This window comes from Herbaspirillum camelliae (assembly GCF_001929405.1).
In the GTDB taxonomy this organism is placed as follows: domain Bacteria; phylum Pseudomonadota; class Gammaproteobacteria; order Burkholderiales; family Burkholderiaceae_D; genus Herbaspirillum; species Herbaspirillum seropedicae.
On the sequence record NZ_KV880769.1, the window covers coordinates 907,815 to 933,928 of the forward strand.

Genomic DNA, 26,114 nt, shown 5'->3' on the forward strand with positions numbered 1-26,114 from the left:
AAGATAAGAGATCCGCGCCCTGTCCCCACAGGAACAGGGCGACGGCGTCAGGGTTGTGCTGCCTGCGGTGCAGCGGCCGGTGCGGCCTCCAGGCTCACCCCCATGGCCTGGAACAGCGTGGCCGTGGCGTTGAGGCGGCTGGCGGTGGCACGCGCTTCACTGAGGTGGGCATTGAGATACTGGCGCTCGCCACTGCGCGCCGCGCTGACCGGCACCGCACCCAGGGCCATGCGCCGCTGGGCATTGCGCCAGCCCTGCTCGCTGGCCTGACGCGCCGCTGCTGCGGCGGTCTGGGCATCGGCGTCATGGCTCAGGGCCACCAGGCTATCGGCCACATTCTGGAACGCATTCAACACGGTCTGGCGATAATTGGCCTCGGCCGCCAGATAGGCCTGCTCCGCCGCTTCGCTCATGGAACGCAGCGCGCCGCCATGGAACAGCGGCTGCGTCAGCGACGCCCCCAAACCCCACACGGCACCCGCCGCACCGGTCGCCTTGGGCCAGGTAAACCCGGACTGCCCGAAGGATGCGCTGATGGACAGGCTGGGGAACATCTCCGCCGTGGCCTGGGCCTGCTGGGCCGCCGCCACCTTCAGCGCGGCGTCGGCGGCGAGGATGTCGGGCCGCTGGCGCAACAGTTCCGAGGGCACTGCCATGGGCACATCGGCTGGCAGCCGCAGGCTGGCCAGGTCCAGGTCGGCGGGCGCCTGGTCGGGCGTGCGTCCCATCAGCACGGCCAGGGCGTGGCGTGCGGCCAGCCACTGTGCCTGCAGGCCGGGCAGGCTGGCGCGCAAGGACTGTGCATTGGCGCGGGCGGCCAGCAGATCGTCCTGCGAGGCCGCACCCAGCTCGGCGCGACGCCGCACTTCACTGGCATCGGCCTCGGCCAGCGCCACCAGGCGTTCGGTATCGCTCACCTGCACGCGCAGCGCAGCGGCATTGATGGCGCTGATGACCACATTGGCCACCAAGGCGCGGCGGGCCGCATCGAACTGGTAGGACTGGGCATCGACCTGGGCGGCCGTGGCGGCGTTGGCGTAGCGTTCCGTGCCGAACAGGTCGAAGGTATAGCTGGCGCGGATTTGGCCGGCGAAGACGTTGTAGAGGTTGGTGGTCGGGCCGATATTGGGCAGGCCCAAGGCGCGCTGGCGCTGGGCCTGGCCGACCGCATCGACGGAAGGCCACAGCGACTGGTCGACCTGGGCGCGCAATTGCAGACGCGCGCTGGCCAGGTTGCGTTCAGCCTGGGCCAGCGAATGATTGTTGCGCAAGGCCTCTTCCACCCAGGCCGACAGCTCGGGCGAACCATAGGCCTGCCACCACTGTGGCACGGCGCGCTGGCCCAGCACGAAGCGCTGGCGCGCCCCTTCGGGCCCGACATCTGCGGACGTGGCCTGGGCCGCATAGTGTTCGGGCTGGGGCATGGCCGGCGCTTCGCCGGTGGGGCCAAGGGCGCAGCCCGACAGGGTCAGCACCAGCAGCAGGGCCAGCGGCAGGGGATGTTGGACCTGGCTCATCAATGGCTCCCTTGGGCGGCAGTGTCGCGGTGATGGGTTTCATCCGGCTTGACCCGGTAGCACAGCGCATACAGCGCCGGCAGGTAGAACAGGGTCAGGATGGTGGCGATGGTGATGCCGCCCATGAGGGCGGTGGCCATCGGGCCGAAGAAGTTGCTGCGCAACAGCGGGATCAGCGCCAGCACGGCGGCGGCAGCGGTGAGCGTGATCGGGCGGAAGCGCCGTACGGTGGCGCCGACGATGGCGTCGAAACGGCCGCGTCCGGCGGCGATGTCCTGCTCGATCTGGTCCACCAGGATCACCGAATTGCGCATGATGATGCCCAACATGGCGATGGTCCCCAGCATGGCGACGAAGCCGAAGGGCTGGCCGAACAGCAGCAGCGCGCCGACCACGCCGATCAGGCCCAGCGGGGCCGTCATCACCACCATCATGGTGCGGCCAAAGCTTTGCAGCTGCACCATCAGCAACAGCAGCACGGCAATCACCATCAAGGGCATCTGCGCCGAGATCGAGGATTGCGCCTTGGCGTTTTCTTCCACCGGGCCGCCCACGTCGATGCGATAGCCCACCGGCAGCTCGGCGCGCAGGGCGTTGAGCTTCTGGTTGACGTCATTGGTGACGTCGATGCCCTGCACACCCGGGCGCACATCGGCCAGCACGGTGATGGTGGGCTGGCGGTTGCGCTCCCAGATCACGCCATATTCCAGCGTGTTGTTGAACTGGCCCAGCGTGGCCAGCGGCACCGGGCCATTGGCGGTGGGCATGGACAGCGTGGCCAGCCGCGCCGGATCGACGCGCTCACTGCGCGGGGCGCGCAGGTCTACGCTGATGAGCTTGTCGCGCTCACGGTATTGCGTGATGGTGTAGCCGGACAATTGCATGGCCAGGAAATTGGAAATCTGCTGGCTGGTGAGACCCAGCTGGGCGGCGCGCTTCTGGTCGATCTCGAAGGACACCGAACGCTGCGCCGGTTCATCCCAGTCGAACTGGATGTTGGTGGCGCGGCTTTCCTTGCGCATCTCGGCGGCGACCTGTTCGGCAATGGCGCGCACCTTGGGAATCTGCTCGCCACTGATACGGAACTGCACCGGGAAGCCCACCGGCGGGCCGTTCTCCAGCCGGGTCAGGCGCGTGCGCGCGCCGCTGAACTGGCGGCGCAGCGGCTCTTCCAGCGCCCGCGCCAGGGCTTCGCGGTCTTCCACCGACTTGGCCGTCACCACGAACTGGGCGAAGTTGGGGCTGGCCAGTTGCTGGTCCAGCGGCAGGTAGAAGCGCGGCGCCCCCACGCCGACGAAGCTGACGTAGTGGTCGATCTGCGGACGGTCCTTCAGCAGCGCTTCCATGCGCACTGCTTCGCGCTGGGTGGCTTCGAAGGAAGCCCGCTCGGGCAGGTGCAGGTCGATCAGCAGTTCGGGCCGGTCGGAGCTGGGGAAGAACTGCTGCGGCACCAGCGCAAAGGCCGCCAGCGAACCGATGAACAGCACCGTGGTGGCGATCACCACGCGGCCCCGGAACGCCACGCACCAGGCCACCGAACGGCGCAGCCAGGTATAGATGCGGGTCTGGTAGATGGGATGGTCGTGGTCTTCCTCGTCGTGGCCGGCGTGCGGATTGGCGGCGATCTGCTCATCGGTGAGCGCGCCCGGCTTTTCCTTGAGCATGTGATAGCCCAAGAGCGGAATGAGCACCACCGCCGCCAGCCAGGACAAGAGCAGCGCAATGGCCGAGACCTCGAAGATGGAGCGGGTGTATTCGCCGGTGCCGGACTTGGCCAGGGCGATGGGCAGGAAGCCGGCCACCGTCACCAGGGTGCCGGTGAGCATGGGGAAGGCCGTGCTGGTATAGGCGAAGGCGGCGGCGCGGCGGCGGTTCCAGCCCTGCTCCAGTTTCACCGCCATCATTTCCACGGCGATGATGGCGTCATCCACCAGCAAGCCCAGCGCCAGCACCAGGGTGCCCAGCGAGACCTTGTGCAGGCCGATGTCGAACATGTACATGAACAGCGAGGTCACCGCCAGCACGATGGGAATGGAGATCACCACCACCATGCCGGTGCGGATGCCCAGCGAGACCAGGCTGACCACCAGCACGATGGCCACGGCCTCGGCCACGGCTTCGAGGAAGTCATCCACCGATTTTTCCACCGCATGCGGCATGCTCGAGACCGCCGTGAGCGTGAGCCCGGCCGGCAGGCGCTTGCGCAGTTCCTCGGTGCGCGCATCGAGGGCCTTGCCCAGGCGGATCACGTCGCCGCCCGGCTGCATGGTCACGCCGATGCCCAGCACCGGCTGGCCGTTGGCGCGCATGGCCTGCTCCTGCGGTTCGTCGTAGCCGCGCGTGATGGTGGCGATGTCGCCCAGGCGGAAGCTGCGGTTGTTGATCTGGATGATCTTCTCTTCCAGCGCGCGCAGGTTGTCGAACTGGCCGGTGGGGCGCACGTAGACCCGGTCATTGCCGGTGGTGATGAGGCCGCCCGGCACCACTGCATTCTGGCCGCCGATGGCGTCGGCCAGTTGCTGCGGGCTGATGCCCAGGCGTGTCATGCGGGCATTGCCGATGTCGATGTAGATATGCTCGCTGCGCTCGCCGAAGTAATCGATCTTGGCCACGCCCGGCACATGCAAGAGTTCGCCGCGCAGCTGGTCGGCGTAGTCGCGCAATTGCGCCGGGCTGAAGCCGTCTCCGGCCAGGGCATAGATATTGGTGTAGACGTCGCCGAACTCGTCATTGAAGTAAGGACCCTTGACCCCTTGCGGCAGCGTGGCGGCCATGTCGCCCACCTTCTTGCGCACCTGGTACCAGGTCTGCGGCACCTGCGAAGCCGGGGCCGTATCCTTGATGGTGAAGAAGAGCTGCGACTGGCCCGCCCGTGAATAGCTGCGCAGGAAGTCCACATCGGGCGTCTCCTGCAACTTGCGGGCGATGCGGTCGGTGATCTGCTCCTGCACCTGGCGCGCGGTCGCGCCCGGCCAGTCGGTCTGGATCACCATGACCTTGAAGGTGAAGGGCGGATCTTCGGACTGCGACAGGCGCGAGTAGGAACCGATGCCCAACAGCGTCACCAGCGCCAGGATGAAGGTCACCAGCGCCTGATGCTGCAAGGTCCAGGCAGAGAGGTTGAAACGGCCAGGCGCGCTCATAGGGCGAAGTCCTCGGCATGCAGGGGCGCGACCGGCTTGACCTTTTCACCGGCCGTCAGGGTATGCACGCCCTGCACCACCACCTTGTCGCTGGCGCTGACGCCCTGGCTGACGCTGATACTGCGCTCGCCGTAGGCGGCCACGGTCACGGGCCGCAGTTCCAGCTTGCCCTGCTCCCCCACGATCCACAAGGCTGGCTTGTCAGCCTGGTGGAACAGCGCAGTGGCGGGCAACAGCAGCACCGGCGCAGCCGAGCTGGCTGCCGGGGTGATCGCGACCTCGCCAGTCATGCCCAGGCGCACGGCGGCATCGGGCTGCTCCAGCGTGACCTTGACGCGGTAGGTGCGGCTCTGCGCATCAGCCGCCGGGCTGACTTCGCGCACCTTTCCCTTGAAGGTCTTGCCCGGCAGCGCGGCCAGCGTGACCACGGCGGCCGCACCCGGCTGCAGCGCGGCGACCTGGCGGTCGGCCACCTCGGTGACCACGTCCACCTGGCCCGACCAGGCCAGCGAATAGACCGGCTGGCCGGCAGCGAGCACGTCGCCGGTATTGGCCTGCTCGGCGCTGATGACGCCGTCATGCTGGGCCATCAGGGTGGTGTAGTCGCGCTGGTTGCCCGCCACGGCGGCGCGCGCCTGGGCGGCCTTGAATTGCGAGAGCGCAGCGGCGTGGGCGTCCTGGCTCTGTTCGAGCTGCTGGGCGCTGATCAAGGCTTCGCGGGCCTGCTGGGCGTCACGCTGGAGTTGCTTCTCGGCGGCGTCCAGGTGCTGGCGCGCCGAGGCCAGTTCGGCCTGGGCGGCGCTGGCGTTCTGGTTGGCGTCAGCCGGGTCCAGCCGCGCCAGCACCTGTCCCTTGCGCACCACATCGCCCAGATGCACGCGCCGCTCGGCCAACTGGCCGGCGATGCGGAAGGACATGCTGGTCACGTAGCGCGACTGCACCTCGGCGGGCAGGTGCAGCGTGCCGGCCTGGCCGCGCTCCTGCGCCTGCAGCACCACCACTTCACGCGGCGCATCGGCTACCGTGGCCGGCTTGCTGCAGGCCGCCAGGGCGATGACCAGCGCCAGCAAAGGATAGACACGGCGGCGGGCGCGCCCAGGGGAAACGGACGGAGAGACAGGCTTCACGGCTTTCCTTTCAGGAAGTGGGCGTCAGCACGCAGGGCGTACGCTTCCCCTGGAGCATTGCGATCTAAAGTGGACAGATTCTAATGCATACCCGAATTCAGATGCAACACTGTATTTGAATACGGTGGTGTTAGAATCTCGCCCTATGACACGCCAACGACTCAGCCGCGAGCAAAGCCGGGAGCAGACCAGGGAAAGGCTGCTGGAGGCGGCGCACGCGGTTTTCATGCAAAAGGGATTTGCGCTGGCCAGCGTGGAGGATATCAGCACGGCTGCCGGGTATTCGCGCGGGGCGTTCTATTCCAACTTCGATGACAAGACCCAGCTCTTCTTCGAGCTGCTGCGGCGGGAAGGCGAGAGCATCGACCGCGGCTTCCAGCGCATCCTGGAAGCGCCCATGACGGACGCGGCGGCGCTGGAAGATGAACTGGCCGCGCAGTATTCGCGCCTGTACCGCGACGACAAGTGCAGCCTGTTGTGGATGGAGGCGCGCATCGTGGCGCTGCGCGACGAGAAATTCCGCGCCCAGCTGGACGGCTTCCTGGAAGAGCGCTACCGCCAGATCACCGGCTTCGTCGAAGCCTATGGTCACCTCACCGGGACGGCGCTGTCAGCGCCGCCGCGCGAGATCGCCATCGGCCTCATGGCCTTGTGCGAAGGGGTGAGCTTCTCCTATCGCTGCGTCCCGCACATCGTCGATGGCAAGACCGCCGAATCGGTGCTGTCGTGGTTCCTGAAGGCTTCCATCGCCGTCCCGCCCGCCCCTGCTGCTGCTGCCCCTGCGCCTGCGCCAAAGAAGCCGGCCGGACGCAAGCGCGCTGCCTGAGCAGGCGACCAGCTCAGTCCGGCTGCACCAGCCAGGCCGCGATCTGCGGCCAGACCTCGGCCAGCGTGCGGCTGCCCATGAACAATCCGATATGGCCGCCCGGCACGATCTTCTGCGTGATCTGCGCGGCGGGTGTGCCCACCAGCCCAGCGGCGTTGAGCACCTGCTCGGGTGTGGTGATGTCGTCGCGCTCACCGGCCAGCAGGTAGAGCGGACAAGTGATCTGCCTGAGATCGAGCTGCTGTCCCAGCGCTACATACTTGCCGCGCGCCAGCAGGTTGTCCTTGAAGATGTGGCCGATGGCCTGGAGGTACCAGCGCCCCGGCAGATCGACCGTGGTTTCGTACCAGGCGGCAAAGGTCTCGCGCTTGGCCAGGTAGACCGGATCGTCGATGTGCTGGAGCAATTCCAGATGCTCGTTGAAGTAGTGCTCGTCGGGATGCATGTTCTTCCAGCCCTGCAGCATGAAGCTGCCGCGCATGAGTCCGCCGCCGCTGCGCACCAGGTCTTCGTAGAAGTGCATCGGCAAGCGCTGGACCATCTGCTTCAACGGTCCCTCTCCGGCGCCCGCATCGATGGGCGAGCCGGCCAGCACCAGCCGCGCCACCTTTGCCGGGAACCGCGCGGCGATCATGGCCGAGATCCATCCGCCCTGGCACAGGCCCACCAGGCGCACGCGACCACCCAGCTCGTCGATGACCACGCACAGGTCGGCGAGGTAGTTGTCGATTTCCAGGTCCTTCATGTCGGCGCTGGCGCTGTGCCAGTCGATGAGCAGCACATGCTCCACGCCATGTCCCAACAGCGTCTCCACCAGGCTCTGACCCTGGTCATAGTCGGCGATGACGGAGGTGTGGCCGGCGTAGGGCGCCACGACCAGCGTGGGTGGAGTGGCCTGGGCGGTATCGGCGCTGCCGTATTCACGCAGGGTCAGCGTACGCAGGCGCAGGCGTTCGCGGTGGCGCGTGGCCATGCGGGGATGGTGGACGGCGTGCAGCTTGGCTTCCTCTTCCAGGAAGCGCAGCTGCTTGTCCATCATCTCCTGTCCCTGCTTGAACGCCTGGGCGGCAAAGGCCATGGGCCAGAACAGCGGGACGCTGCCGGCTGGAGTGATCGGCAGCACAGTCTCTGTAGCGGTGCTCATGAAGGTTTTCCTGTCGTGGAAGTGAGCAGGAGCCTGGCCGCGTCATCGGCGATGACCTGCTCTTCATTGGTGGGAATGACATAGACGCAGACAGCACTGTCGAGGCGGCTGATGCGACCGGCATGGGCGGCGTTGGCCTGCGGGTCCAGGCGCACGCCCAGCCAGGCCAGTCGTTCGCAGATGGCCGCGCGCATGGCGGCGTCGTGCTCGCCGATGCCGGCCGTGAAGACCAGGGCGTCGATCCCGCCTAGGGTGGCGGCCAGGCGCGCCGCTTCACCGGCGCAGCGCAGGGCGAACAGGTCCAGCGCCTCGCGGGCGGCGCTGTCCTGACTCTGCTGCAGGCTGCGCACATCCGCGCTCAGGCCGGACACACCCAGCAAGCCGCTGCGGTGATAGAGCAGGTCTTCCAGTTCATCCAGCGACATCCCCTGACGCAGCAGGTACAACAGCACGCCGGCATCGAGCGCGCCGCAGCGCGTTCCCATGGGCACGCCATCCAGCGTGGAGAAACCGGTGCTGGCGTCCACGCTGCGCCCCTCATGCAGGGCGCACAGGCTGGCGCCATTGCCCAGGTGCGCCACCACCACGCGGGCATGGGCCTCGGGCAGCGCCCGGCGACGCATCTCGGCGGCCACATAGCTGTAGGAAATGCCATGGAAGCCATAACGCAACACGCCCTCTTCATGCAGTCTGCGCGGCAGCGCGAAGCGGCGCGCCAGCGCATCCTGGCTGGCGTGAAACGCGGTGTCGAAGGATGCTGTCTGCGGCAAATCCGGACGCAGCCGCGCAATGGCGCGGATCAGGCGCAGGTTCTGCGGCTGATGCAGGGGCGCCAGCGGGGCCAGGTTTTCCAGTTCGGTCTCGATGGCGTCATCGAGCCGCACCGCCTGCGCCAGATGCAGGCCGCCATGCACGACGCGATGGCCGACGGCGCACAGCTCGCCTTGGGCGTGTCCCACTTCCAGCTGGTGCAGCACCTGTTCCAGCACGCGGTCCATGGCGGCAGCGGGATCGGCGTCGATCTCCACGGCTGAACGTTCGCCGTCGATCTCCAGGCGCAGCTTCAGTGGCGTCAAGTGCAGGTCCAGCTGCCCCTGGCCGATCTTGCGGGCGCGCGCGCCATCGAGGCGGAACACGCCCAGCTTGATCGTGGACGAACCGGCATTGAAGGTCAGCAGCAGACGGTTCATGCCAGCTCCCGGTCCAGGTCTTGCAGCCGCTGGCGCGAGGCCACCAGGCGCGCCAGCGCCGACGAGGCCAGGCGCACACGCAGGCTGTCGGCGCGGCTGGTGAGGATGATGGGCACGCGCGCGCCCAGCACCAGCCCTGCTGCATCGGCTTGCGACAGGTAGATCAGTTGCTTGGCCAGCATGTTGCCCGCTTCCAGGTCCGGCACCAGCAGGATGTCGGCGCTGCCGGCTACGGGCGAGACGATGCCCTTGACGCTGGCGGCTTGCAGGCTGATGGCATTGTCGAAGGCCAGCGGCCCATCGACCAGCGCGCCCGTGATCTGGTGGCGCGTGGCCATGACGGTGAGGGCCGCCGCATCCAGCGTGGAGGGCATGGCCGGATTAACCGTTTCCACCGCCGCCAGCACGGCGACATGAGGACGCGGCACACCCATGACATGCAGCAGGTCGATGGCGTTCTGGCAGATGTCGCGCTTGTGCGCCAGCGTGGGCGCGATATTGATGGCGGCGTCGGTGATGATGAGCGGCTTGGGATAGGCCGGGATGGCCATGGCGTAGACATGGCTGATACGTCGTTCGGTGCGCAATCCCGAGGCCCCGCCCACCACCGCGCCCAGCAGTTCGTCGCTGTGCAGGCTGCCCTTCATCAGCGCGCCCACCTCGCCGGCCACCGCCATCTCGACGGCGCGCGCGGCCGCGGCGTGGCTGTGCTCGGCAGCCACGATGGGCAGGCCCTGCAAGGAAATGCCGGCGGCCTCGGCAATGCGCCGGATGCGTGTTTCCGGGCCGACCAGCACCGGATCAAAGAGGCCTTCGTCACGCGCTTCCAGCGCGCCTTGCAAGGCCTCCGGCGAACACGGATGGACCACTGCGACGCGCATGGGCTGCGCACCGAGGGCGTCGCGGATGAGTTGATCGTAGCGCTCGGCCGGGGTGGCGTGCACGGATTGCAGCATGTGGTTCTCCTCGTGGGGAAGGGCTGGCATGCAGGTTCATGCCGTGTTGCAGCATAACTTCCCCAGGGAGCGGCTTCAATTGCCAGGAGGGTGGAGCTTTGGTCAGATCGCGCAAAGCTTGATCTGCTTCAACATTGCCAGCGGCGGTCATGTTGCTGACATCTGCGTGCTCTTCAGGCCTGCGCCAGCGCCTCGATACGCGCACGCGCCTGCGCGGCCGGCATGGGCGGGGCAAAGTAATAACCCTGCATCGCATGGCAATGCATGGCTTGCAGTGTCTGCAAGTCCTCGGCGCTCTCCACGCCCTCGGCAACGACCTGGAAGCCAAAGCTGCCGGCCAGTTGCAGCACTGCCGACACCAGCGCCTGGTTCTCGGTCTGGTCGGCCAGGCCGGTGACGAAGCTGCGGTCGATCTTCACGCGTGAGACCTGCATCTGGCGCAGGAAGCCCAGCGAGGAATAACCCACGCCGAAGTCATCAATGGCAATGCACACGCCCTGCATGGCCAAGGTCACCAGGGTCTGGGTGGCGGCTTGCAGGTCCAGCGCGGTTTCTTCGGTGATCTCGATTTCCAGCATGCGCGCCGGCAGATGGTGCGCCTTGAGCATGGAGATCACCAGCTCATCGACCACCAGGCGCTCCATTTCACGCGGCGAGATATTCATCGAGATGCGCAGGTCGCTGCGTCCGCTGGACTGCAGGAAGGCAATCATGCACGCCACCTCTTCCAGGACGAAACGCAGCAGCTCTTCGGACAGGCCGGCCAGCGCGGCGATCTCGATCAGGTCAGGCGCAGCGATGGCGCCATGCCTGCCATGCTGCCAGCGCAGCAGCGCCTCGAAGCCATCCAGGGTCTGTCCGTCATGCTGCACGATGGGCTGGAACCACACCTCCAGTTCGCGCCGCGCCAGCGCCCCGGCGAGGTCGCGCTCGACATCGCGCTTCATCTGCAGATGGGCGTTGAGCGTTTCGTTGAAGACGCAGAACTGGTTGCGGCCACGGCGCTTGGCCTGGTACATGGCGGCGTCCGAACAGACCAGCATTTCGTCGATATCGTCGCGGTCGGACAAGGTGATGCCCAGGCTCAGGCCGATATGCCGGTGCGCCAGCCGCGCAAAGGGCTGGCGCACCGCATCGATGAGACGCCGCGCCAGCACCTCGGGCAGTTCAGCCTGCGCATCCAGCGCATAGAGGATCACGAATTCATCCCCGCCCAGGCGGGCCAGCGTGACGCCCGCGGGCAGGCAGCCCTGCAGACGCCGCGCCACTTCCACCAGCACCTGGTCGCCAGCCTCATGGCCATAGGCGTCATTGATGACCTTGAAGCCATCCAGGTCGAGGAACATCATGCACAGCACCTCTTCGCGCCGCGCCGCCATGGCCTGCGCCGCCGCCATGAAGCCGGCCCGCCCCAGCAGGCCGGTCAGGAGGTCGTGCTCGGCCTGGTAGCGCATGCGCTCGGCGAACTGGTGCAGGTCGCGGTGTGCCACCTCCAGCGCCTGGCTGGCGGTGGTGGCTTCGTTCTTGAGGGCGCTGGCATGCGAGACCAGGCCTTCGCTGACCTTGGAGCCACGGATGAGTGCGGCCAGGTAGAGCAGCACGGCAGCGGCCAGCGCCACGCGGGTGGTATCGGGTTCGACCAGCACCAGGCTGGCGATGATGGCCAGCAGGGGTGGCGTGATGAAGGCGATGGGAATGCGGGCATAGGCAAAGCCGTGCGTGACCGCACCGGCCGTGATGCCGCACACACAGGTGAGATAGAAGAGCGTACCGGGCGCGGTATAGCCCGCGCACAGCAAGGCCACGCCGGCCCACACCAGCCCCGAGCACAGCGCCAGCATCCAGTGCACGCGCAGGTTCAGGTCGATGACGCCGACGCCGGGTGCAGCGATGCGCCGCACAAGCGCCGCCACGCGCTGCACCGGCAGGCGGCAAGCCAGGATGCGCAGCAGGTTGACCACCCCCGAGCAGGCCAGCCAGAGCAAGGCAATGGCCAACTGGCCGGAACGCCACGCCACGAAGGTGCAGATCGCTCCCAGCACCATGTTGACCGGAATGGACAGCAGCACAGTCTGACGCAATGCCGCCAGTTGGTCGGCGCGGATCAGTTGCTGCAATGAAAGCTGAGCGGCGGGTGCTTGCACTCCGGTCTGCGGGGTGGGGGTGTGAAACATCTTCATCCTGAACATCATTTCCTGTTGCCGGTCGGCAAGCCTTGTGCAGCCTGCCTTTCCGTCCGGGATAGTACGTGAGTACCGAGTCATTATCCAAGCAACAAGAAGAATTCTCATCAAAAGCCGGGCGCGATTGCGGTGCATCAACGCGGTATTGGCAAGAAAACGACAAGCTTGCCTCTCCGCAACCCCGCAAGGAGCCCTACGATGAACCCGGACAATGGAAACTGGCTATCGGCCGAACAAGCCGTGTTGCCCGACGGCACGCTGCGCGAGAACCTGCCGCTGGTGAAGAAGAAGCTACCCTTGTTCTCGCCCCAGCAGGCGCAAGCAGAGCAAGAGGGGCAGCCCGACAATGACGAGAATGTGGCGCAGCCGCCGCGCCAGGACTGAGAGCCGCGCCAAAAAACGCCATCGGATAGCAAGTCGCCGCACGCCTAGGGCTACAATAACGCCGCGTCATCACGACGCGGCATTGCAGTGCGCTTCCTGTCCATGGCTCTTGATCCTTCCACCCTCCTCATTCTCACCATCGCCCTGGCGGCGGCCGCTTCACTGTACCTGACCGTAGAATGGAGCGTGGTGCGCGAACGCTCGCTGCTGCTCTGGAGCAGCGGCTTTGCCATCATCACCGTGGGTTCCTTCCTGGCGCTGCTGCGCTCGCGCGGCTATCTGCTGGTGGGCATCTGGTTCGCCAATGGCTTGCTCATCGCTGCCCATGCCTGCTTCCTGGCGGGGGTGGCGGGCTTCATGCGCACCCGGATCTCGCGCGCATGGTGGCTCATCGCGCTGCTGTGGCTGCTGATGCTGCTGTTGCCTACGCACGCCTGGTGGTCGCGCGTGATGCTGGGCCTGCAGTCGCTGATGATCGCCGTGCTGACCTTGCGCGCCAGCAGCCTGCTGCGTCCGCACGGCGCTTCCCTGAGCGTGGGCGCGGTGCAGTTGCGCTACGTATTGCTGATCCATGGACTGTTCTATCTCGCCAAGGCGGTATCGGCGCTGGCGCTGGGCGCCTTCGTCGATCTGGCCGCGTTCGGCGGCGCCCTGATCCAGATTTCGCTGGTGGAGGGATCGATGGCGGTGATGCTCATTGCCCTGTCGATGACCGGCACCGAGCGCCATCGCCGGGAAGAGCGCATCGGACAACTGGCCGCGCGCGACCCGCTCACCGGCCTGCTGAACAGGCGGGCGCTGCAGGCCAGGGCGCCGGCGCTCATTGCGCAAGCCAGCCAGGCGCATCCCGGCGCGCTGATGCTCATCGATATCGACAACTTCAAGCAGGTCAACGACCTGCACGGCCACGCCGCCGGCGACAAGCTGCTCGAAGCCCTGAGCGCCCTGCTGCGTGAGGTCTTGCCGGGCGATGCCCTGGCCGCACGGCTGGGCGGCGACGAGTTCGCCATCCTGTTGCCGGAGGGACGCCAGGCGCAAGTGGCGCACATCGGCGAACAACTGCGGCAAGCCTTTGCGCATGTGACGCACACGGCCGTGGCCACCCCGGAGGCAGTAAGCCTGAGTGTGGGCGTCAGTCTCTACTGCACGGCGGCGCACGATCTGGCAGGCCTGATGGCGCTGGCCGATGCGGCCCTGTATGAGGCCAAGCGCGCGGGGCGCAACCAGATCGTCATCACCCCATCCAATGCCACATAGCCTGGCATGGCCTGCGGCCAGCCGCGCATGCGAAGGTGCTTAGGACCAGCGGCGCGGCGATGGCTGTGTTCAATCGATCCTGAAGCGTGCGATGGTCGCGGCCAGCACATTGGCCTGCTGCTGCAAGGTGGACGAAGCCGCCGCCGATTCTTCCACCAGCGCCGCGTTCTGCTGCACCATGCCGTCGAGCTGGATGACGGCCTGGTTCACCTCCTGGATTCCTCGCGTCTGCTCGGTGGTGGTGCGCGCAATATCGGCGATGACTGACTGCACATCGGCCGTGTGCGCAACGATGTCGCGCATGGTGCCGCCGGCCTGGCGGACCTGCTGCGACCCTGCAGAAACCCGCGAGATGGTCGCCTCCACCAGATCCTTGACCTCGCGTGCAGCCCCGGCGCTGCGTTGCGCGAGATTGCGCACCTCATGGGCCACCACTGCAAATCCGCGCCCCTGCTCCCCAGCGCGCGCCGATTCGACCGCTGCGTTCAAGGCCAGGATATTGGTCTGGAAGGCGATGCCATCGATGACGCTGATGATGTCGCCGATCTGCGCCGAGACCTTCTCGATCTCGCCCATGGTGGCCACTGCATCGCTGACCACCTTGCCGCCCTGGGAGGCGATCCCGGTAGCGGCGCTGGAGCGCTGGTCGGCCTCGTGGGCGGCCGTAGCCGAGCGGTCCACGGTGGACGAGATCTCGGCCATGGAGGCGGCAGTCTGCTCCAGGCTTGCCGCGGCCGATTCGGTACGGACCGACAGGTCGTGATTGGCTGCGGCGATCTCGTCGGACGCCACCCGCACGGTTTCGCCGGCATCGCGGATATCGCGCATGACACTCTGCAGCTTGGCCACGAACGCATTGAAAGACTGCGCGATGATGGCCACTTCGTCGCGGCCATGATCCGGCAGGCGCTGGGTCAGGTCGCCGCTGCCGGAGCCAATGGCCGTCATGGCTGCGCTGATCTGTCCCAGCCGGCGAAACGCCGTGGCCGTGACGGCCGCGCCGATCAGCGAGGCCGCAATCACCACCGCCACCAGAGACACCAGCGATGAAGCCAGCAACGAACGTACACCCGCGCTGGCTTCCTCCTGGTCAATGGCCACCACGATGTTCCAGTCGGTGCCCGGCACGGCCTGCACGCGCACCAGTTTCTCGCGCCCATCGACGACGATATGCACCGGCGGCTTGCCCGGACCGGCGTTGGCGACGTTGAGGTCGCTGAACTGCGGCGCCAGTTCGCTGGCCTGCTTGAAGCGCAGCTGGGCGTCCGGATGCGCAATGATGCGCCCACCCTGCTCGACCAGCATGCCAAAGCTGGAGGGTGTGGGGTGGATCGACTTGATGTTCTCCACCACGCTATCGAGCGCCACATCGCCGACCACCACGGCCTTGAGCACGCCATCGCGCATCACCGACCGCGCCAGCGCCACCAGCAACAGCCCGCTGGTGCTCACATAGGGAAGAGCGACCGGCTTGCCCGCCTGCAGCACTCCCTTGTACCAGGGCCGCGTAGTCGGATTGTAGGTCGCCGGAATGTTGGGCCAGTCGGTGAACTTGGCGCGCTTGTCCGGATAACCCACGCCGACGTCATAGAAGCCACCCGCCACCTAGATCTGCTTGAGCATGGCATCGGGGTCGTTGGTCAGGGTGATGTCCTCGAGCGAGGCGATCATCTTGCTCTTGCCCGCGAGCCAGTCGCCGATGACGGTGGCATGCTGGTCGACGGCGCTCGCAAGATCATCGTCGGTCGCGGCATTCAAGCCCTTGCGGGCAATGAGATAGTTGGCCGCAGTGCTGATGAGCACTGAGGAGATGACCAGCAGGATCAAGGCGCAGATGACGCGCGCACGCAGGGAAGAAAGCATGATGGGTTGGGCAGGCAGAGATAAGGTTTGAGCAAAGTACCAGCGGCTATCGCCGCTGTACCGGAAAAGAGCATTACCGATGCGGTTCAGGTCGCAGCCTGTCCGGCTGACCTGATGAGCCGGCAAGTCATCGCAATCTGTCCTTGAGCCGGTACCAGGCTCCCACGAAAGGAAGAAACCACGGCTTGCCAAAGTGACCCGGAATGGCGGGCCAGTCAAAATCCTTCCATGGATTCAGGTCGGCGTGGCCGTCCATGATCTCCGCCATCAGGGTTCCCATGAGCGTGGCCATATGCGTGCCATGACCGCTGTAGCCCATGGAGTAATAGAGACCGTCGCGCTGGCCAGCGCGAGGCAAGCGATCAGTGGTCATGTCGACCATGCCGCCCCAGCAATAATCGATGCGCGTCTGCGCCAGCGCGGGAAAGACCTCCAGCATCTGGGCGCGCAGGATTTCGCCGCTCCTGACGTCGGACTGCGGGTTGGAGACGGCGAAGCGCGCGCGGCCGCCGAAGAGCAGGCGCTGGTCCGGCGTGGCGCGGAAATAGTTCACGAAATTCTTGGTGTCGGTGTACATGCGCTGCGTCGGCAACAGTTGCTTGAGCAACGCATTAGGCAAAGGCTCGGTCACGATCAGGAACGCACCCACCGGGACGATGCGGCGGCGAATCCAGCCGAACGGGCCGACCTGGGAGATGCCGCTGGCCAGCAGCACCTGCCCCGCATGCAGGACGCCAGCCGGTGTGCGCACCTCGTAGCGGCCACCCTTGGCCTCGATGCCCAGCACCGGGGTCCGTTCCAGATAGAACGCGCCGCGTCGCTGGGCCGCCTGCGCCAGCCCGCGCACGTAGCAGCCGACGTGCATGCCGGCGCTCTTGTGCATCAGCAGGCCGCCGTGGTAGCGGTCGCTGCCCAGTTCGTCGCGCAGTTGCGCCCGGCTCAGCAGACGCGTGTCTCCGTCAACGTGGCGGGCCAGCAGTTCCTGGCTGCGCGCCAGCTTGTCGGCATGCTCCGGTTTGGCGGCGAGCTTGAGCTTGCCATGACGCGCAAAGCTGCAATCGATGGATTCTTCGCGCACCAGCCGCTCCACCGTATCGACGCCGGCGTCGAAGGCGCGGTAGAGCCGGTTGGCCCATTCGGCGCCGAGGCGCTGCGACAAGGTGGCGTAATCCTGGGCGAAGCCGTTATTGCACATGCCGCCATTGCGCCCTGACGCCGCTCCGCCGACGATGTCCGCCTCGCACACGACGACCCGCGCACCCTTGCGCGCCAGGGCCAACGCTGCGGCCGATCCGGTGATGCCGCCGCCGACCACGACGACGTCGCAAGCACCCTCCGGCAGCGTCCGGGTCTGACTGACGAAGGCGGGCGAGGTATCCAGCCAGTAGGACTTCAGTTGCATCATGGCCTGTCCAGACGAATGAGCGGAGGAAACATGGAGCGTGTTCCTGGTGGCTAGATTGGGATGACGAAGAAAAAAGATGGCGGGCGGCGCCTGACCTATCGGTAGGTGAAATCATTATGCGAGTGCAGATTGCGCTAATGATTAAGCCGTCTTTAATGCTTCATTAAATATAATTTAACGTATTCCATGACGTCCAAGAAGCCAGGTTACGCGAAGGCTGAAGCACTTCATCCACCCTTTTTTCCACGCTCTTCAGGGCTCTTTCAAAATACCGCAACGCCTTTACCATAGCGGCTTACAGGCGATCTATAAAGTTCATCGCCAAGAAAATAGTCCTGCCCTTCTCCATCGAAAATGCCAGAAAGCCGGCGATAAAAAGCACAAGCTGCTTTAATCCGACAGCAATAAACATTTTCCGATGGGCGGCGACGACCATACTTCTTCCATCCCCAACGAAGGAGTGCGATCCCATGATTTTCAAGCCCAAGTTCATCAGCTTTGACTGCTACGGAACCCTTATCAACTTCGAGATGGGCCCGACCGCCCGCACGCTCTTTGCCGACCGCGTCGATGAGAAGCGCATGCCTGCCTTCCTGGACAGTTTCCGCTTCTATCGCCTCGATGAAGTCCTGGGGGCCTGGAAGCCCTTCTTCGATGTCGTGGACAACGCCATCCGGCGCGCCTGTCACGCCCACGGCGTGGAGTGCCGGGCCAGCGATGCGCAGGCGCTCTATGCCGCCATCCCGACCTGGCAACCGCATCCGCACGTGGTGGAAACGCTGGAAAAGATCGCGCCCCATATCCCGCTGGTGATCCTGTCCAACTCCATGATCGACCTGATCCCGCACAGCGTGGCACACCTCAAGGCGCCCTTCCATTCCGTCTTCACCGCAGAGGAAGCCCAGGCCTACAAGCCGCGTGGACAAGCCTTCGAATACATGTTCGACCAGCTCGGCTGCGGCCCGCAGGAGATGGTGCATTGCTCATCGAGCTTCCGCTACGACCTCATGACCGCTTCCGACCTCGGCTTCATGGGCAAGGCCTTCATCGACCGCAATCACGAACCCAGCTTTGATGGCTATGGCGTGAACCGGCTGACGGACTTCCGCCAGCTGGCCACGCTGGTGGGTCTTTGATGATTCACTTGTCACGCACGCGAACCGGAATCCATGATGCTTGAAACAGCTTCGACCGATACCGCCGCCTTGAGCACGGCTGCACCTGATCTCTCCCCGGCTGCACTGGAAAGACTGGCGGCGGCCCGCTATGGCATCGAAGGTGTCGCCACTGCACTGGGTGGTGAACGGGACCAGAACGCCTGCATCGAGACTGCCGATGGCGCGCGCTATGTGCTCAAGATCAGCAATCCCTCCGAACAGAGCTCGGTGGTGGATTTCCAGATCGCAGCCCTGGATCACATCGCGCAACGGGCGCCGGATCTTCCGATTCCGCGTGTGTTGCGCACCCTGGACGGCGAAAACACCGCGCATCTGACATTGCCGGATGGCAGTCTCAGCATGGTACGCATGCTGACCTATCTCGATGGCGTGCAGATCAAGCACACCGAACGCACAGCCGCTCAGCGGTGCGCCATGGGTAGTGGCCTGGCCAGGCTGGACCTGGCGTTGCAAGGCTTTGACCATCCTGGCGCGCATCACGATCTGCTGTGGAACGCCTCCGCCGCGCATCGGCTGCGCGACAAGATGGAGAGCCTGCCCGACCCGGCAAAGCAGCAGCTGGCGCGGCGCTTCATGGCGCGCTTCGAAGAGCACGTGCTGCCGCGCCTGCATGAAGTGCGCACACAAGTGATCCACAACGACTATCACCTCTACAACGTGCTGGTGGCCTCTGCAGAACAGGAACGCGTCACCGGCATCATCGACTTCGGCGACATGCTGCATGCGCCGCTGGTGAGCGAAGTGGCCACGGCGGCGGCCTTCCACATGACAGGCAGTGACGATCCCTTCGCCGGGCCGGCGCAGTTCGTGGGCGCCTATCAAGCCATCCTGCCGCTGACACCCCTGGAACAGGACATCGTCGCCGACCTGATGGCCACGCGCCACCTGATCACGGCGCTGATCTCCGAATGGCGCGCCGTGCGCTATCCCCATAACCGCGCCTACATCATGCGGCACAACCCGGCCGCCTGGGAGGCGCTCGGCCAGCTGGCCGACCTGCCGCGCCAGGACGCGCGTGACCGCCTGCTTTCCGACATCCGACACAGGAGCATTGCATGACCACCACGACCGACCTCACCATGGTCAACGCTTACATCCCCGGCCGCGCCGATGTCGGGCCGGTGACCGAGGCCCTCATCGAACGCCGCAACGCCCTGCTGGGGCCGGCCTATCGCCTGATGTACGAGCATCCGCTGCACATCGTCCGTGGCGAGGGCGTGTGGCTGATCGATCCGCAGGGCCGGCGCTATCTGGATGTCTACAACAACGTCACCTCGCTGGGCCATTGCCATCCGGCTGTCACCGAGGCAATCTGCCAGCAGGTGCAGACGCTGGCGACCAATACGCGCTATCTGCATGAGACCATCCTGGAGCTGGCCGAGCGCCTGCTGGCCACCGTCCCCGACACCGCGCTGGCGCATCTGATGCTCACCTGCACCGGCAGCGAAGCCAACGACCTGGCCTATCGCATCGCCAAGGTGCGCACCGGCGGCGTGGGCGTGATCGTGACAGAGACCGCCTATCACGGCATCACTGATGCGGTCTCGCAGTTCTCGCCCTCGCTGGGCAGCAGCGTGAACCTGGGGCCGCATGTGCGGCTGGTGCCGGCGCCGCGCGCCTATCATGCAGAGGGGCAGGACCTGGGGGAACGCTTCACCCGCGACGTACAGGCCGCCATTGCCGATCTGCAGCGGCACGGCATCCAGCCCGCCGCCCTGATCGTGGATTCACTCTTCACCAGCGACGGCATCCTGCCGGGCGCCGCGGGCTTCCTCAAGGGCGCGGTGGCGGCCATCAAAGAGGCCGGCGGCATCTTCATCGCCGACGAAGTGCAACCGGGCTTTGGCCGCACAGGCGAACACATGTGGGGCTTCCAGCGCCACGGCGTGACGCCGGACATCGTGACCATGGGCAAGCCGATGGGCAATGGGCAGCCGGTGGCCGGCCTGCTGGCCACGGCCGATGTGTTGCAGGAGTTCGGACAGCGCTCGCGCTACTTCAATACCTTCGCCGGCAACACCGTCTCCTGCGCCGCCGCGCTGGCGGTGTTGAACACCATCGAGCGCGAAGGGCTGATCGCCCATGCACGCCAGGTCGGGGCTGTGCTGCTGGAGGGCATTGGCGCGCTGGCCGGACGTCACGAAGCCATCGGCGAGGTGCGCGGTGCAGGCATGTTCGTGGGGGTGGAACTGGTATCGGACCGGGACAGACGCACGCCAGCCCGTGCGCTCACCAGCGAGGTGGTCAACCGGATGCGTCAGAAGGGCGTGCTGCTCAGTGCCTGCGCGATGGGTCACAACGTACTGAAGATCCGGCCGCCGCTGGTGCTCACGACGGAGCAGGCAGGCATGGTGATCGAGGCGCTGGACGCGTCGCTTACCGAGGCCAGGACGGCAGCGGCGCGGCGCTGAGGTCGAGGCTGATGATGCGGTGCTATGATCGATCCATGCGACCCACCGACCCCATCGACCGCACCGACATCAAGATCCTCGAGCACTTGCAGCGCGAGGGACGCTGTTCGAACGTGGAACTGGCCGAGGCCATCAATCTGAGCCCCAGCCCTTGCCTGACCCGCACCAAGCGCCTGGAAGAAACCGGTGTCATCGCCAGCTATGCCGCCCAGGTTGCGCTGGAAAAATTGGGCAGCCACGTTGTGGTGTTTTCCGAGATCACGCTCAGCAGCCATCGCCCTGCGGACTTCCGCAAGTTCGAACAGGGTGCGGCCAGGTATGCGGAAATCGTCGAGTGCTACAACGTCAGCGGCGGTTACGATTACCTGCTCAAGATCATCTCGCCCACGGTCGGGATGTTTCAGGAACTGATGGAGCGTCTGCTGGAGGATGAGATCGGCATTGAGAAATTCGCCAGCCGGATCGTGTTGCGGCATCCGTATGAACGGCGCGCAGAGCCGGTAGAGGTGATTGCGTCGGGCAAGCGCAGCTGGAAATAGCGGCGGACAATCTCCGCCGCCCAGCCCGCTCAGGCGAACTGCGTGAAATCCGGCTTGCGCTTCTCGAAGAACGCCGTGAATGCCTCCTTCGCTTCGGGCGCAGTCAGCATGCGCGAGAAGTGCTCGATCTCGGCCACCATCTGCTGCTCGGTTGCCGTGACGCGATTCTTCTTCATCAACTGCTTGGTCACGCGGATCGATGCTGCCGGCAGCGCAGCCAGCTTGGCCGCCTGCTGCTGCGCATACGGCAGTAACTCCTCCTGCGCCATGACGCGATTGACGAAGCCCATCTGGCAGGCTTCGTCTGCGCCGAAGGCTTCGCCCAGCAAGAGCTTCTCGGCCGCGCGCTGGTAACCGGCGATGTGCGGCAACAGCAGCGAAGACGCCGCTTCCGGACACAGCCCCAGTTGCGTGAAGGGCATAGAGAACTTGGCATTGTCGGCTGCATACACCAGGTCGCAATGCAGCAGCAGCGTGGTGCCGATGCCGACCGCCACGCCGGAGACCGCCGCCACGATGGGCTTGCTGGCATGGCTGATCTGCCACAGGAACTGGAACACCGGCGCATCCTGGGTCTTGGGCGGATGCTTCAGGAAGTCTTCCAGGTCATTGCCCGCCGAAAAGGCTTTCGGCTTGCCGGTGAAGAGGATGGCCCGCACCGCGCTGTCGGTCTCGGCCTCCCTCAACGCATCGGCCAGCTGCTGGTACATGGCGGCGGTGATGGCGTTCTTCTTGTCTTCACGGTCGAAGTGGATGGTCAGGACGCCATCGGCCTTGCTCAGTTGGATATCCATCTGGACGGGTCTCCTCTTATTTTACAAATGATTTACATGCATCATTGAAAAAAAGCCGCACGGCATCAGCAGTGCGGCTTTTTGTTCAGGCCTTGCGCGCGCGGATCAGACGCGCTCGAAGATGCCCGCTGCACCCATGCCGGTCCCCACGCACATGGTCACCATGCCGTACTTCAGGTTCTTGCGGCGCAGCGCATGGATGGTGGTAGCGGCACGGATCGCACCGGTCGCGCCCAGCGGGTGGCCCAGGGCAATCGCACCGCCCATGGGGTTGACCTTGCTCGGGTCCAGGCCCAGGTCACCAATGACGGCCAGCGCTTGGGCCGCGAAGGCTTCGTTCAGTTCGATCCAGTCGATCTGGTCCTGGGTCAGGCCACCGGCCTTCAGGGCCGCAGGAATCGCTTCCTTCGGGCCGATACCCATGATTTCCGGCGGCACGCCGCGCACGGCGAAGGAGACGAAACGCGCCAGCGGGGTCAGGTTGAATTGCTTCAGGATCTTTTCCGAGACGATGATCAGCGCGCCTGCGCCATCGGAGGTCTGCGAGCTGTTGCCCGCGGTGACGCTGCCCTTGGCGGCGAAGACGGGTTTCAACTTGGCCAGCGCGGCCAGGTTGGAATCGGCGCGCGGGCCTTCATCCAGGCTGACGGTGCGGGTCTTGATGTCGATCTCGCCGGTGGCCAGATTGGGGAAGCGCTCGACGATCTCGAAGGAAGTCATCTCATCGGCGAATTCACCGGCCTCTTGGGCGGCGATGGCCTTCTGGTGCGAGGCCAGCGAAAACTCGTCCTGGGCTTCGCGCGAGACCTTCCACTGCTGCGCCACCTTCTCGGCGGTCAGGCCCATGCCGTAGGCCATGCCGACGTTCTCATCCTTGAAGGCATTGATGTTGATGGAGGGATGGAAGCCCATCATCGGCACCATCGACATCGACTCGGCGCCGGCGGCGATCATCACATCGGCTTCACCCACGCGGATGCGGTCGGCCGCCATGGCGATGGCAGTGATGCCGGAGGCGCAGTAGCGGTTGATGGTGACGCCGCCGATGGTGTTGGGCAGGCCGGCCAGCAGTACGGCATTGCGCGCCATGTTCAGGCCCTGTGCGCCTTCGGGGAAGGAACAGCCGACGATGGCGTCCTCGATCAGCTTGGGGTCCAGGCCCGGCGCCTGCGCCACGGCGGACTGGATGGCGCGCACCAGCAGGTCATCCGGGCGGGTGTTCTTGAACATGCCACGCGGCGCCTTGCCGATGGGGGTGCGGGTGGCGGCGACGATGTAGGCGTCTTGCAGTTGTTTGCTCATTCAAAATCTCCTTGGACTCTCCCTCCCCTTCAAGGGGAGGGCTGGGGTGGGGATGGGTTCAACGCATTCCAGATTGCCTGAACGACCACATCCGTCTCATTCAATACTTCGTTATTCCAAAACCTCAGCACCGTGAAGCCCGCCTGATTCAATCTCGCGGTCCGCTTCTCATCATCCGGATTGCCGGCGTGCTGCGAACCATCTACTTCAATCACCAGCTTGCGTTCCAGACAAACGAAATCGAGTACGTAATCTTCATAGGGGTGCTGACGGCGAAATTTCACGTCCAGTTGCTGGCCGCGCAGACGGTGCCATAGCCGTTGCTCGGCATCGGTCATGGTCTTGCGTAACTGCTTGGCCGCAAGTTTGGTGAACGTGTTGGTCTGCCCTTTCATTTCAACCCATCCCCACCCCAACCCTCCCCTTGAAGGGGAGGGAGCTTTCTTTGCTCGCGCTCTCCTCAGGAAGAAGGGGGCGTTCTTTAATTGCGCACAGGCTTGCCGGTTTGCATCATGCCCATGATGCGTTCCTGGGTCTTGGGGTGGTTGAGCAGCTCCATGAAGAACTTGCGCTCGATGTCGAGCAGCCATTGTTCATTGACGATGCTGCCCTCTTCCACCTCGCCGCCGGACACCGTCTCGGCGATCATCTTGCCCAGCTTGAAGTCGTGCGCCGAGATGAAGCCGCCATCACGCATGTTGACCAGCTGCGCCATGATGGTGGCCAGGCCGTTGCGGCCGATCACTGGCACCTGCGGCGGCAGTTGCGGACGGTAGCCGGCGTCGAACAGCGCGCGCGCCTCGACCTTGGCCACGTGCAGCAATTCATAGGGGTTGAAGACGATCACGTCATCCTCGCGCAGGTAGCCCAGCTTGCGCGCTTCCAGTGCGGACTTGGAGACATTGGCGGTGGCCGCGGCCAGCATGTATTCCTTCAGGAAGGGCAGGATGTCGTTGCCCTTGGCTTCGCGGGCGGCGCGCACAGCGGCTTCCTTCAGGCCGCCACCGGCGGGGATCAGGCCCACGCCCACTTCCACCAGGCCGATGTAGGACTCGATGGAGACCACGCGCTTGGCGGTATGCAGCAGCAATTCGCAACCACCGCCCAGCGCCAGGCCGGCCACAGCGGCGATCACCGGCACGCTGGCGTACTTCAGGCGCTGGTGCGCCTGTTGCAGCTGGTGCACCACCGGCTCGATGGCCTTGACGCCGCCGGACATGAACAGCGGCAGCATCGACTGCAGGTCAGCCCCGGCCGAGAAGGCGCCGCCTTCGGCCGCGTCCGGATGCCAGATCACCAGGCCCTTGAAGTTCTGTTCGGCTTCGGTGACGGCCTTGTTCATGCCATCGATCACGCCTTGGCCGATCACGTGCATCTTGGTCTTGAAGGACAGGATCAGCACATCGTCGTTCTGATGCCAGATGCGCACCGATTCGTCTTCGAAGAAGGTGGTGCCGGCGCTCTTGCCATCGGCTGCACCTTCGCCCACCAGCGGAGCGCGGAAGGCCTGGCGCTGGTAGACCGGCAGCTCGGAACGGGCGACGTCAGCCTTCTTCGAGGGCGAGTACGAACCCTTCTCCGAATGCACGCCATCACGGCCATCGAAGACCCAGTCGGGCAGCGGTGCATTGGAGAGCGCCTTGCCGGCCTCGATGTCTTCCTTGACCCATTGCGCGATCTGCTTCCAGCCGGACGCCTGCCAGGTCTCGAAGGGACCGACGCTCCAGCCGAAGCCCCAGCGCATGGCGAAGTCCAGGTCACGGGCATTGTCGGCCACCGATTCCAGATGCACGGCGATGTAATGGAAGGCATCGCGGAAGATGGCCCACAGGAACTGGCCTTGCGGATTGGTCGAATCATGCAGCGCCTTCATGCGCTTGACCGGATCCTTTTCCTTGAGGATGCGGGCGATGATGTCATCGGCCTTGGCGCCGCCCGGAACGTAATCGCCCTTGGCCGGATCGATGCGCAAGATGTCCTTGCCCACCTTCTTGTAGAAACCGGCGCCGCTCTTCTGGCCCAGTGCGCCCTGCTCGACCAGCTTGGCCAAGAGCGGCGGGGTGGCATACGAGGAGAAGAAGGGATCGTCCTTGAGGTTGTCCTGCATGGTCCTGATGACGTGGCCCATGGTATCCAGGCCCACCACGTCGGCGGTACGGAAGGTGCCGGACTTGGCGCGGCCCAGCTTGGCGCCGGTCAGGTCATCGACCACATCGACGGAGAGGCCATACTTCTCGGCTTCGATGATGGTGGCCAGGATGCCGAACACGCCCACGCGGTTGGCCACGAAGTTGGGGGTATCGAAGGCGCGCACCACGCCCTTGCCGAGGGTGGTGGTGAGGAAGGCTTCGAGCTGGTCGAGGATGTGCGGTTCGGTAGACTGGGTCGGGATCAGCTCGACCAGGTGCATGTAGCGCGGCGGGTTGAAGAAGTGCACGCCGCAGAAGCGCGCCTTCAGGCCCGCCTCGAAACCTTCGGAGAGGGCATTGATCGACAGGCCCGAGGTGTTGGAGGCGAAGATGGCCTTGGGGCCGATGTGCGGGGCGACCTTCTTGTAGAGGTCGTGCTTCCAGTCCATGCGCTCGGCGATGGCTTCGATGATGAGGTCGCAGCCTTCCAGCACGGCCAGGTCATCCTCGTAGTTGGCGACCTGGATCAGGGCCGCGTCATCCTTGTTGCCCAGCGGAGCGGGGCTGAGCTTCTTGAGGTTCTCGATGGCGCGTTGCACGATGCCATTCTTCGGGCCTTCCTTGGCCGGCAGGTCGAACAGCACGACCGGTACGCGGGCATTGATGCAGTGGGCGGCAATCTGGGCGCCCATGACGCCGGCGCCAAGCACTGCCACTTTTTTGACGATGAAATTGGACACGCAACTCTCCTTTTGCTGGTGCTGCA

General features: G+C 65.2%; 20 protein-coding genes and 1 pseudogene. 7 read left to right on the forward strand and 14 right to left on the reverse strand.

Annotated elements, in window-relative coordinates:
* Nucleotides 1–47: 47 nt before the first annotated feature.
* Genes BGK68_RS04130 through BGK68_RS04140 form a run of 3 tightly spaced genes read right to left on the reverse strand, consistent with a single transcriptional unit; the run spans nucleotide 48 to nucleotide 5,787 of the window.
* Nucleotides 48–1,517, reverse strand: a complete 1,470-nt coding sequence (locus tag BGK68_RS04130) for an efflux transporter outer membrane subunit (protein WP_075256050.1) — start codon at nucleotides 1,515–1,517, stop codon at nucleotides 48–50.
* A complete protein-coding gene (locus BGK68_RS04135) occupies nucleotides 1,517–4,660 on the reverse strand; it encodes an efflux RND transporter permease subunit (RefSeq protein ID WP_075256051.1) in 3,144 nt (1,047 codons plus the stop codon). The genes BGK68_RS04130 and BGK68_RS04135 overlap by 1 nt, the downstream gene beginning before the upstream one ends.
* Nucleotides 4,657–5,787, reverse strand: a complete 1,131-nt coding sequence (locus tag BGK68_RS04140; protein ID WP_075256052.1) for an efflux RND transporter periplasmic adaptor subunit — start codon at nucleotides 5,785–5,787, stop codon at nucleotides 4,657–4,659. Before BGK68_RS04140 ends, BGK68_RS04135 begins: the two co-directional genes overlap by 4 nt.
* Before the next feature lie 145 nt (nucleotides 5,788–5,932).
* Between BGK68_RS04140 and BGK68_RS04145 the strand changes: the two genes are divergently transcribed.
* Nucleotides 5,933–6,613: a TetR/AcrR family transcriptional regulator gene (locus tag BGK68_RS04145; protein WP_075256053.1), complete on the forward strand. Its 681-nt coding sequence runs from the start codon at nucleotides 5,933–5,935 to the stop codon at nucleotides 6,611–6,613.
* 13 nt (nucleotides 6,614–6,626) lie between these two features.
* On the opposite strand, the gene BGK68_RS04150 is transcribed toward BGK68_RS04145, so the two are convergent.
* From BGK68_RS04150 to BGK68_RS04165, 4 genes are all read right to left on the reverse strand, one after another.
* Complete coding sequence (locus BGK68_RS04150) at nucleotides 6,627–7,757, reverse strand: alpha/beta fold hydrolase (protein ID WP_075256054.1); 1,131 nt, start codon at nucleotides 7,755–7,757, stop codon at nucleotides 6,627–6,629.
* Nucleotides 7,754–8,947, reverse strand: a complete 1,194-nt coding sequence (locus tag BGK68_RS04155) for an acetate/propionate family kinase (protein ID WP_075256055.1) — start codon at nucleotides 8,945–8,947, stop codon at nucleotides 7,754–7,756. The genes BGK68_RS04150 and BGK68_RS04155 overlap by 4 nt, the downstream gene beginning before the upstream one ends.
* Nucleotides 8,944–9,903: a bifunctional enoyl-CoA hydratase/phosphate acetyltransferase gene (locus tag BGK68_RS04160; RefSeq protein WP_075256056.1), complete on the reverse strand. Its 960-nt coding sequence runs from the start codon at nucleotides 9,901–9,903 to the stop codon at nucleotides 8,944–8,946. The genes BGK68_RS04155 and BGK68_RS04160 overlap by 4 nt, the downstream gene beginning before the upstream one ends.
* Nucleotides 9,904–10,076: 173 nt before the next feature.
* A complete protein-coding gene (locus BGK68_RS04165) occupies nucleotides 10,077–12,077 on the reverse strand; it encodes a putative bifunctional diguanylate cyclase/phosphodiesterase (RefSeq protein ID WP_075259668.1) in 2,001 nt (666 codons plus the stop codon).
* A 207-nt stretch (nucleotides 12,078–12,284) separates the two neighbouring features.
* Between BGK68_RS04165 and BGK68_RS04170 the strand changes: the two genes are divergently transcribed.
* Both BGK68_RS04170 and BGK68_RS04175 read left to right on the forward strand, forming a co-directional pair.
* Nucleotides 12,285–12,470: a hypothetical protein gene (locus tag BGK68_RS04170; RefSeq protein WP_075256057.1), complete on the forward strand. Its 186-nt coding sequence runs from the start codon at nucleotides 12,285–12,287 to the stop codon at nucleotides 12,468–12,470.
* 102 nt (nucleotides 12,471–12,572) lie between these two features.
* Nucleotides 12,573–13,727 carry a GGDEF domain-containing protein gene (locus BGK68_RS04175; protein WP_075259669.1) on the forward strand — a complete coding sequence of 385 codons (1,155 nt, stop codon included), beginning with the start codon at nucleotides 12,573–12,575 and terminating at the stop codon, nucleotides 13,725–13,727.
* A 69-nt stretch (nucleotides 13,728–13,796) separates the two neighbouring features.
* On the opposite strand, the pseudogene BGK68_RS04180 reads toward BGK68_RS04175, so the two are convergent.
* The 3 genes and pseudogenes from BGK68_RS04180 to BGK68_RS27785 form a co-directional block, all read right to left on the reverse strand.
* Nucleotides 13,797–15,590, reverse strand: a pseudogene (locus BGK68_RS04180) (methyl-accepting chemotaxis protein).
* A 127-nt stretch (nucleotides 15,591–15,717) separates the two neighbouring features.
* Nucleotides 15,718–16,992, reverse strand: coding sequence for an NAD(P)/FAD-dependent oxidoreductase (locus BGK68_RS04185; RefSeq protein ID WP_075259670.1), 1,275 nt, complete (start codon nucleotides 16,990–16,992; stop codon nucleotides 15,718–15,720).
* Nucleotides 16,993–17,290: 298 nt separating this feature from the next.
* Nucleotides 17,291–17,431: a hypothetical protein gene (locus BGK68_RS27785; RefSeq protein ID WP_156794505.1), complete on the reverse strand. Its 141-nt coding sequence runs from the start codon at nucleotides 17,429–17,431 to the stop codon at nucleotides 17,291–17,293.
* A 34-nt stretch (nucleotides 17,432–17,465) separates the two neighbouring features.
* On the opposite strand from BGK68_RS27785, the gene BGK68_RS04190 reads away from it, so the two are divergent.
* From BGK68_RS04190 to BGK68_RS04205, 4 genes are read left to right on the forward strand one after another with little or no spacing between them, the layout of a single operon-like run.
* The gene (locus BGK68_RS04190; RefSeq protein WP_069372789.1) at nucleotides 17,466–18,131 is read left to right on the forward strand and encodes a haloacid dehalogenase type II; all 666 of its coding nucleotides are present in this window, start codon (nucleotides 17,466–17,468) and stop codon (nucleotides 18,129–18,131) included.
* 33 nt (nucleotides 18,132–18,164) lie between these two features.
* Nucleotides 18,165–19,232: a phosphotransferase gene (locus BGK68_RS04195; protein ID WP_083657720.1), complete on the forward strand. Its 1,068-nt coding sequence runs from the start codon at nucleotides 18,165–18,167 to the stop codon at nucleotides 19,230–19,232.
* The gene (locus BGK68_RS04200; RefSeq protein WP_075256059.1) at nucleotides 19,229–20,584 is read left to right on the forward strand and encodes an aspartate aminotransferase family protein; all 1,356 of its coding nucleotides are present in this window, start codon (nucleotides 19,229–19,231) and stop codon (nucleotides 20,582–20,584) included. Before BGK68_RS04195 ends, BGK68_RS04200 begins: the two co-directional genes overlap by 4 nt.
* 35 nt (nucleotides 20,585–20,619) lie before the next feature.
* Nucleotides 20,620–21,123 carry an Lrp/AsnC family transcriptional regulator gene (locus BGK68_RS04205; RefSeq protein WP_075256060.1) on the forward strand — a complete coding sequence of 168 codons (504 nt, stop codon included), beginning with the start codon at nucleotides 20,620–20,622 and terminating at the stop codon, nucleotides 21,121–21,123.
* A 29-nt stretch (nucleotides 21,124–21,152) separates the two neighbouring features.
* Here BGK68_RS04205 and BGK68_RS04210 read toward each other — a convergent pair whose 3' ends face one another.
* The 4 genes from BGK68_RS04210 to BGK68_RS04225 form a co-directional block, all read right to left on the reverse strand.
* Nucleotides 21,153–21,917, reverse strand: coding sequence for an enoyl-CoA hydratase (locus BGK68_RS04210; protein WP_075256061.1), 765 nt, complete (start codon nucleotides 21,915–21,917; stop codon nucleotides 21,153–21,155).
* A 105-nt stretch (nucleotides 21,918–22,022) separates the two neighbouring features.
* Nucleotides 22,023–23,219 (reverse strand): acetyl-CoA C-acyltransferase, encoded by a 1,197-nt coding sequence (locus BGK68_RS04215; RefSeq protein WP_075256062.1) that lies wholly within the window; start codon nucleotides 23,217–23,219, stop codon nucleotides 22,023–22,025.
* A gap of 29 nt (nucleotides 23,220–23,248) precedes the next feature.
* Nucleotides 23,249–23,614, reverse strand: coding sequence for an endonuclease domain-containing protein (locus tag BGK68_RS04220; protein ID WP_075259671.1), 366 nt, complete (start codon nucleotides 23,612–23,614; stop codon nucleotides 23,249–23,251).
* 86 nt (nucleotides 23,615–23,700) lie between these two features.
* Nucleotides 23,701–26,088: a 3-hydroxyacyl-CoA dehydrogenase/enoyl-CoA hydratase family protein gene (locus BGK68_RS04225; RefSeq protein ID WP_075256063.1), complete on the reverse strand. Its 2,388-nt coding sequence runs from the start codon at nucleotides 26,086–26,088 to the stop codon at nucleotides 23,701–23,703.
* Between the last annotated feature and the right edge of the window lie 26 nt (nucleotides 26,089–26,114).

Excerpts from the sequence above, each read along its gene's own strand:
- BGK68_RS04130 (WP_075256050.1), bottom strand. The coding sequence starts at position 1,517 with ATGAGCCAGGTCCAACATCCCCTGCCGCTGGCCCTGCTGCTGGTGCTG.
- BGK68_RS04135 (WP_075256051.1), bottom strand. The coding sequence starts at position 4,660 with ATGAGCGCGCCTGGCCGTTTCAACCTCTCTGCCTGGACCTTGCAGCAT.
- BGK68_RS04145 (WP_075256053.1), top strand. The coding sequence starts at position 5,933 with ATGACACGCCAACGACTCAGCCGCGAGCAAAGCCGGGAGCAGACCAGG.
- BGK68_RS04150 (WP_075256054.1), bottom strand. The coding sequence starts at position 7,757 with ATGAGCACCGCTACAGAGACTGTGCTGCCGATCACTCCAGCCGGCAGC.
- BGK68_RS04155 (WP_075256055.1), bottom strand. The coding sequence starts at position 8,947 with ATGAACCGTCTGCTGCTGACCTTCAATGCCGGTTCGTCCACGATCAAG.
- BGK68_RS04160 (WP_075256056.1), bottom strand. The coding sequence starts at position 9,903 with ATGCTGCAATCCGTGCACGCCACCCCGGCCGAGCGCTACGATCAACTC.
- BGK68_RS04165 (WP_075259668.1), bottom strand. The coding sequence starts at position 12,077 with ATGTTTCACACCCCCACCCCGCAGACCGGAGTGCAAGCACCCGCCGCT.
- BGK68_RS04170 (WP_075256057.1), top strand. The coding sequence starts at position 12,285 with ATGAACCCGGACAATGGAAACTGGCTATCGGCCGAACAAGCCGTGTTG.
- BGK68_RS04175 (WP_075259669.1), top strand. The coding sequence starts at position 12,573 with ATGGCTCTTGATCCTTCCACCCTCCTCATTCTCACCATCGCCCTGGCG.
- BGK68_RS04185 (WP_075259670.1), bottom strand. The coding sequence starts at position 16,992 with ATGCAACTGAAGTCCTACTGGCTGGATACCTCGCCCGCCTTCGTCAGT.
- BGK68_RS27785 (WP_156794505.1), bottom strand. The coding sequence starts at position 17,431 with ATGGTCGTCGCCGCCCATCGGAAAATGTTTATTGCTGTCGGATTAAAG.
- BGK68_RS04190 (WP_069372789.1), top strand. The coding sequence starts at position 17,466 with ATGATTTTCAAGCCCAAGTTCATCAGCTTTGACTGCTACGGAACCCTT.
- BGK68_RS04195 (WP_083657720.1), top strand. The coding sequence starts at position 18,165 with ATGATGCTTGAAACAGCTTCGACCGATACCGCCGCCTTGAGCACGGCT.
- BGK68_RS04200 (WP_075256059.1), top strand. The coding sequence starts at position 19,229 with ATGACCACCACGACCGACCTCACCATGGTCAACGCTTACATCCCCGGC.
- BGK68_RS04205 (WP_075256060.1), top strand. The coding sequence starts at position 20,620 with ATGCGACCCACCGACCCCATCGACCGCACCGACATCAAGATCCTCGAG.
- BGK68_RS04210 (WP_075256061.1), bottom strand. The coding sequence starts at position 21,917 with ATGGATATCCAACTGAGCAAGGCCGATGGCGTCCTGACCATCCACTTC.
- BGK68_RS04215 (WP_075256062.1), bottom strand. The coding sequence starts at position 23,219 with ATGAGCAAACAACTGCAAGACGCCTACATCGTCGCCGCCACCCGCACC.
- BGK68_RS04220 (WP_075259671.1), bottom strand. The coding sequence starts at position 23,614 with ATGAAAGGGCAGACCAACACGTTCACCAAACTTGCGGCCAAGCAGTTA.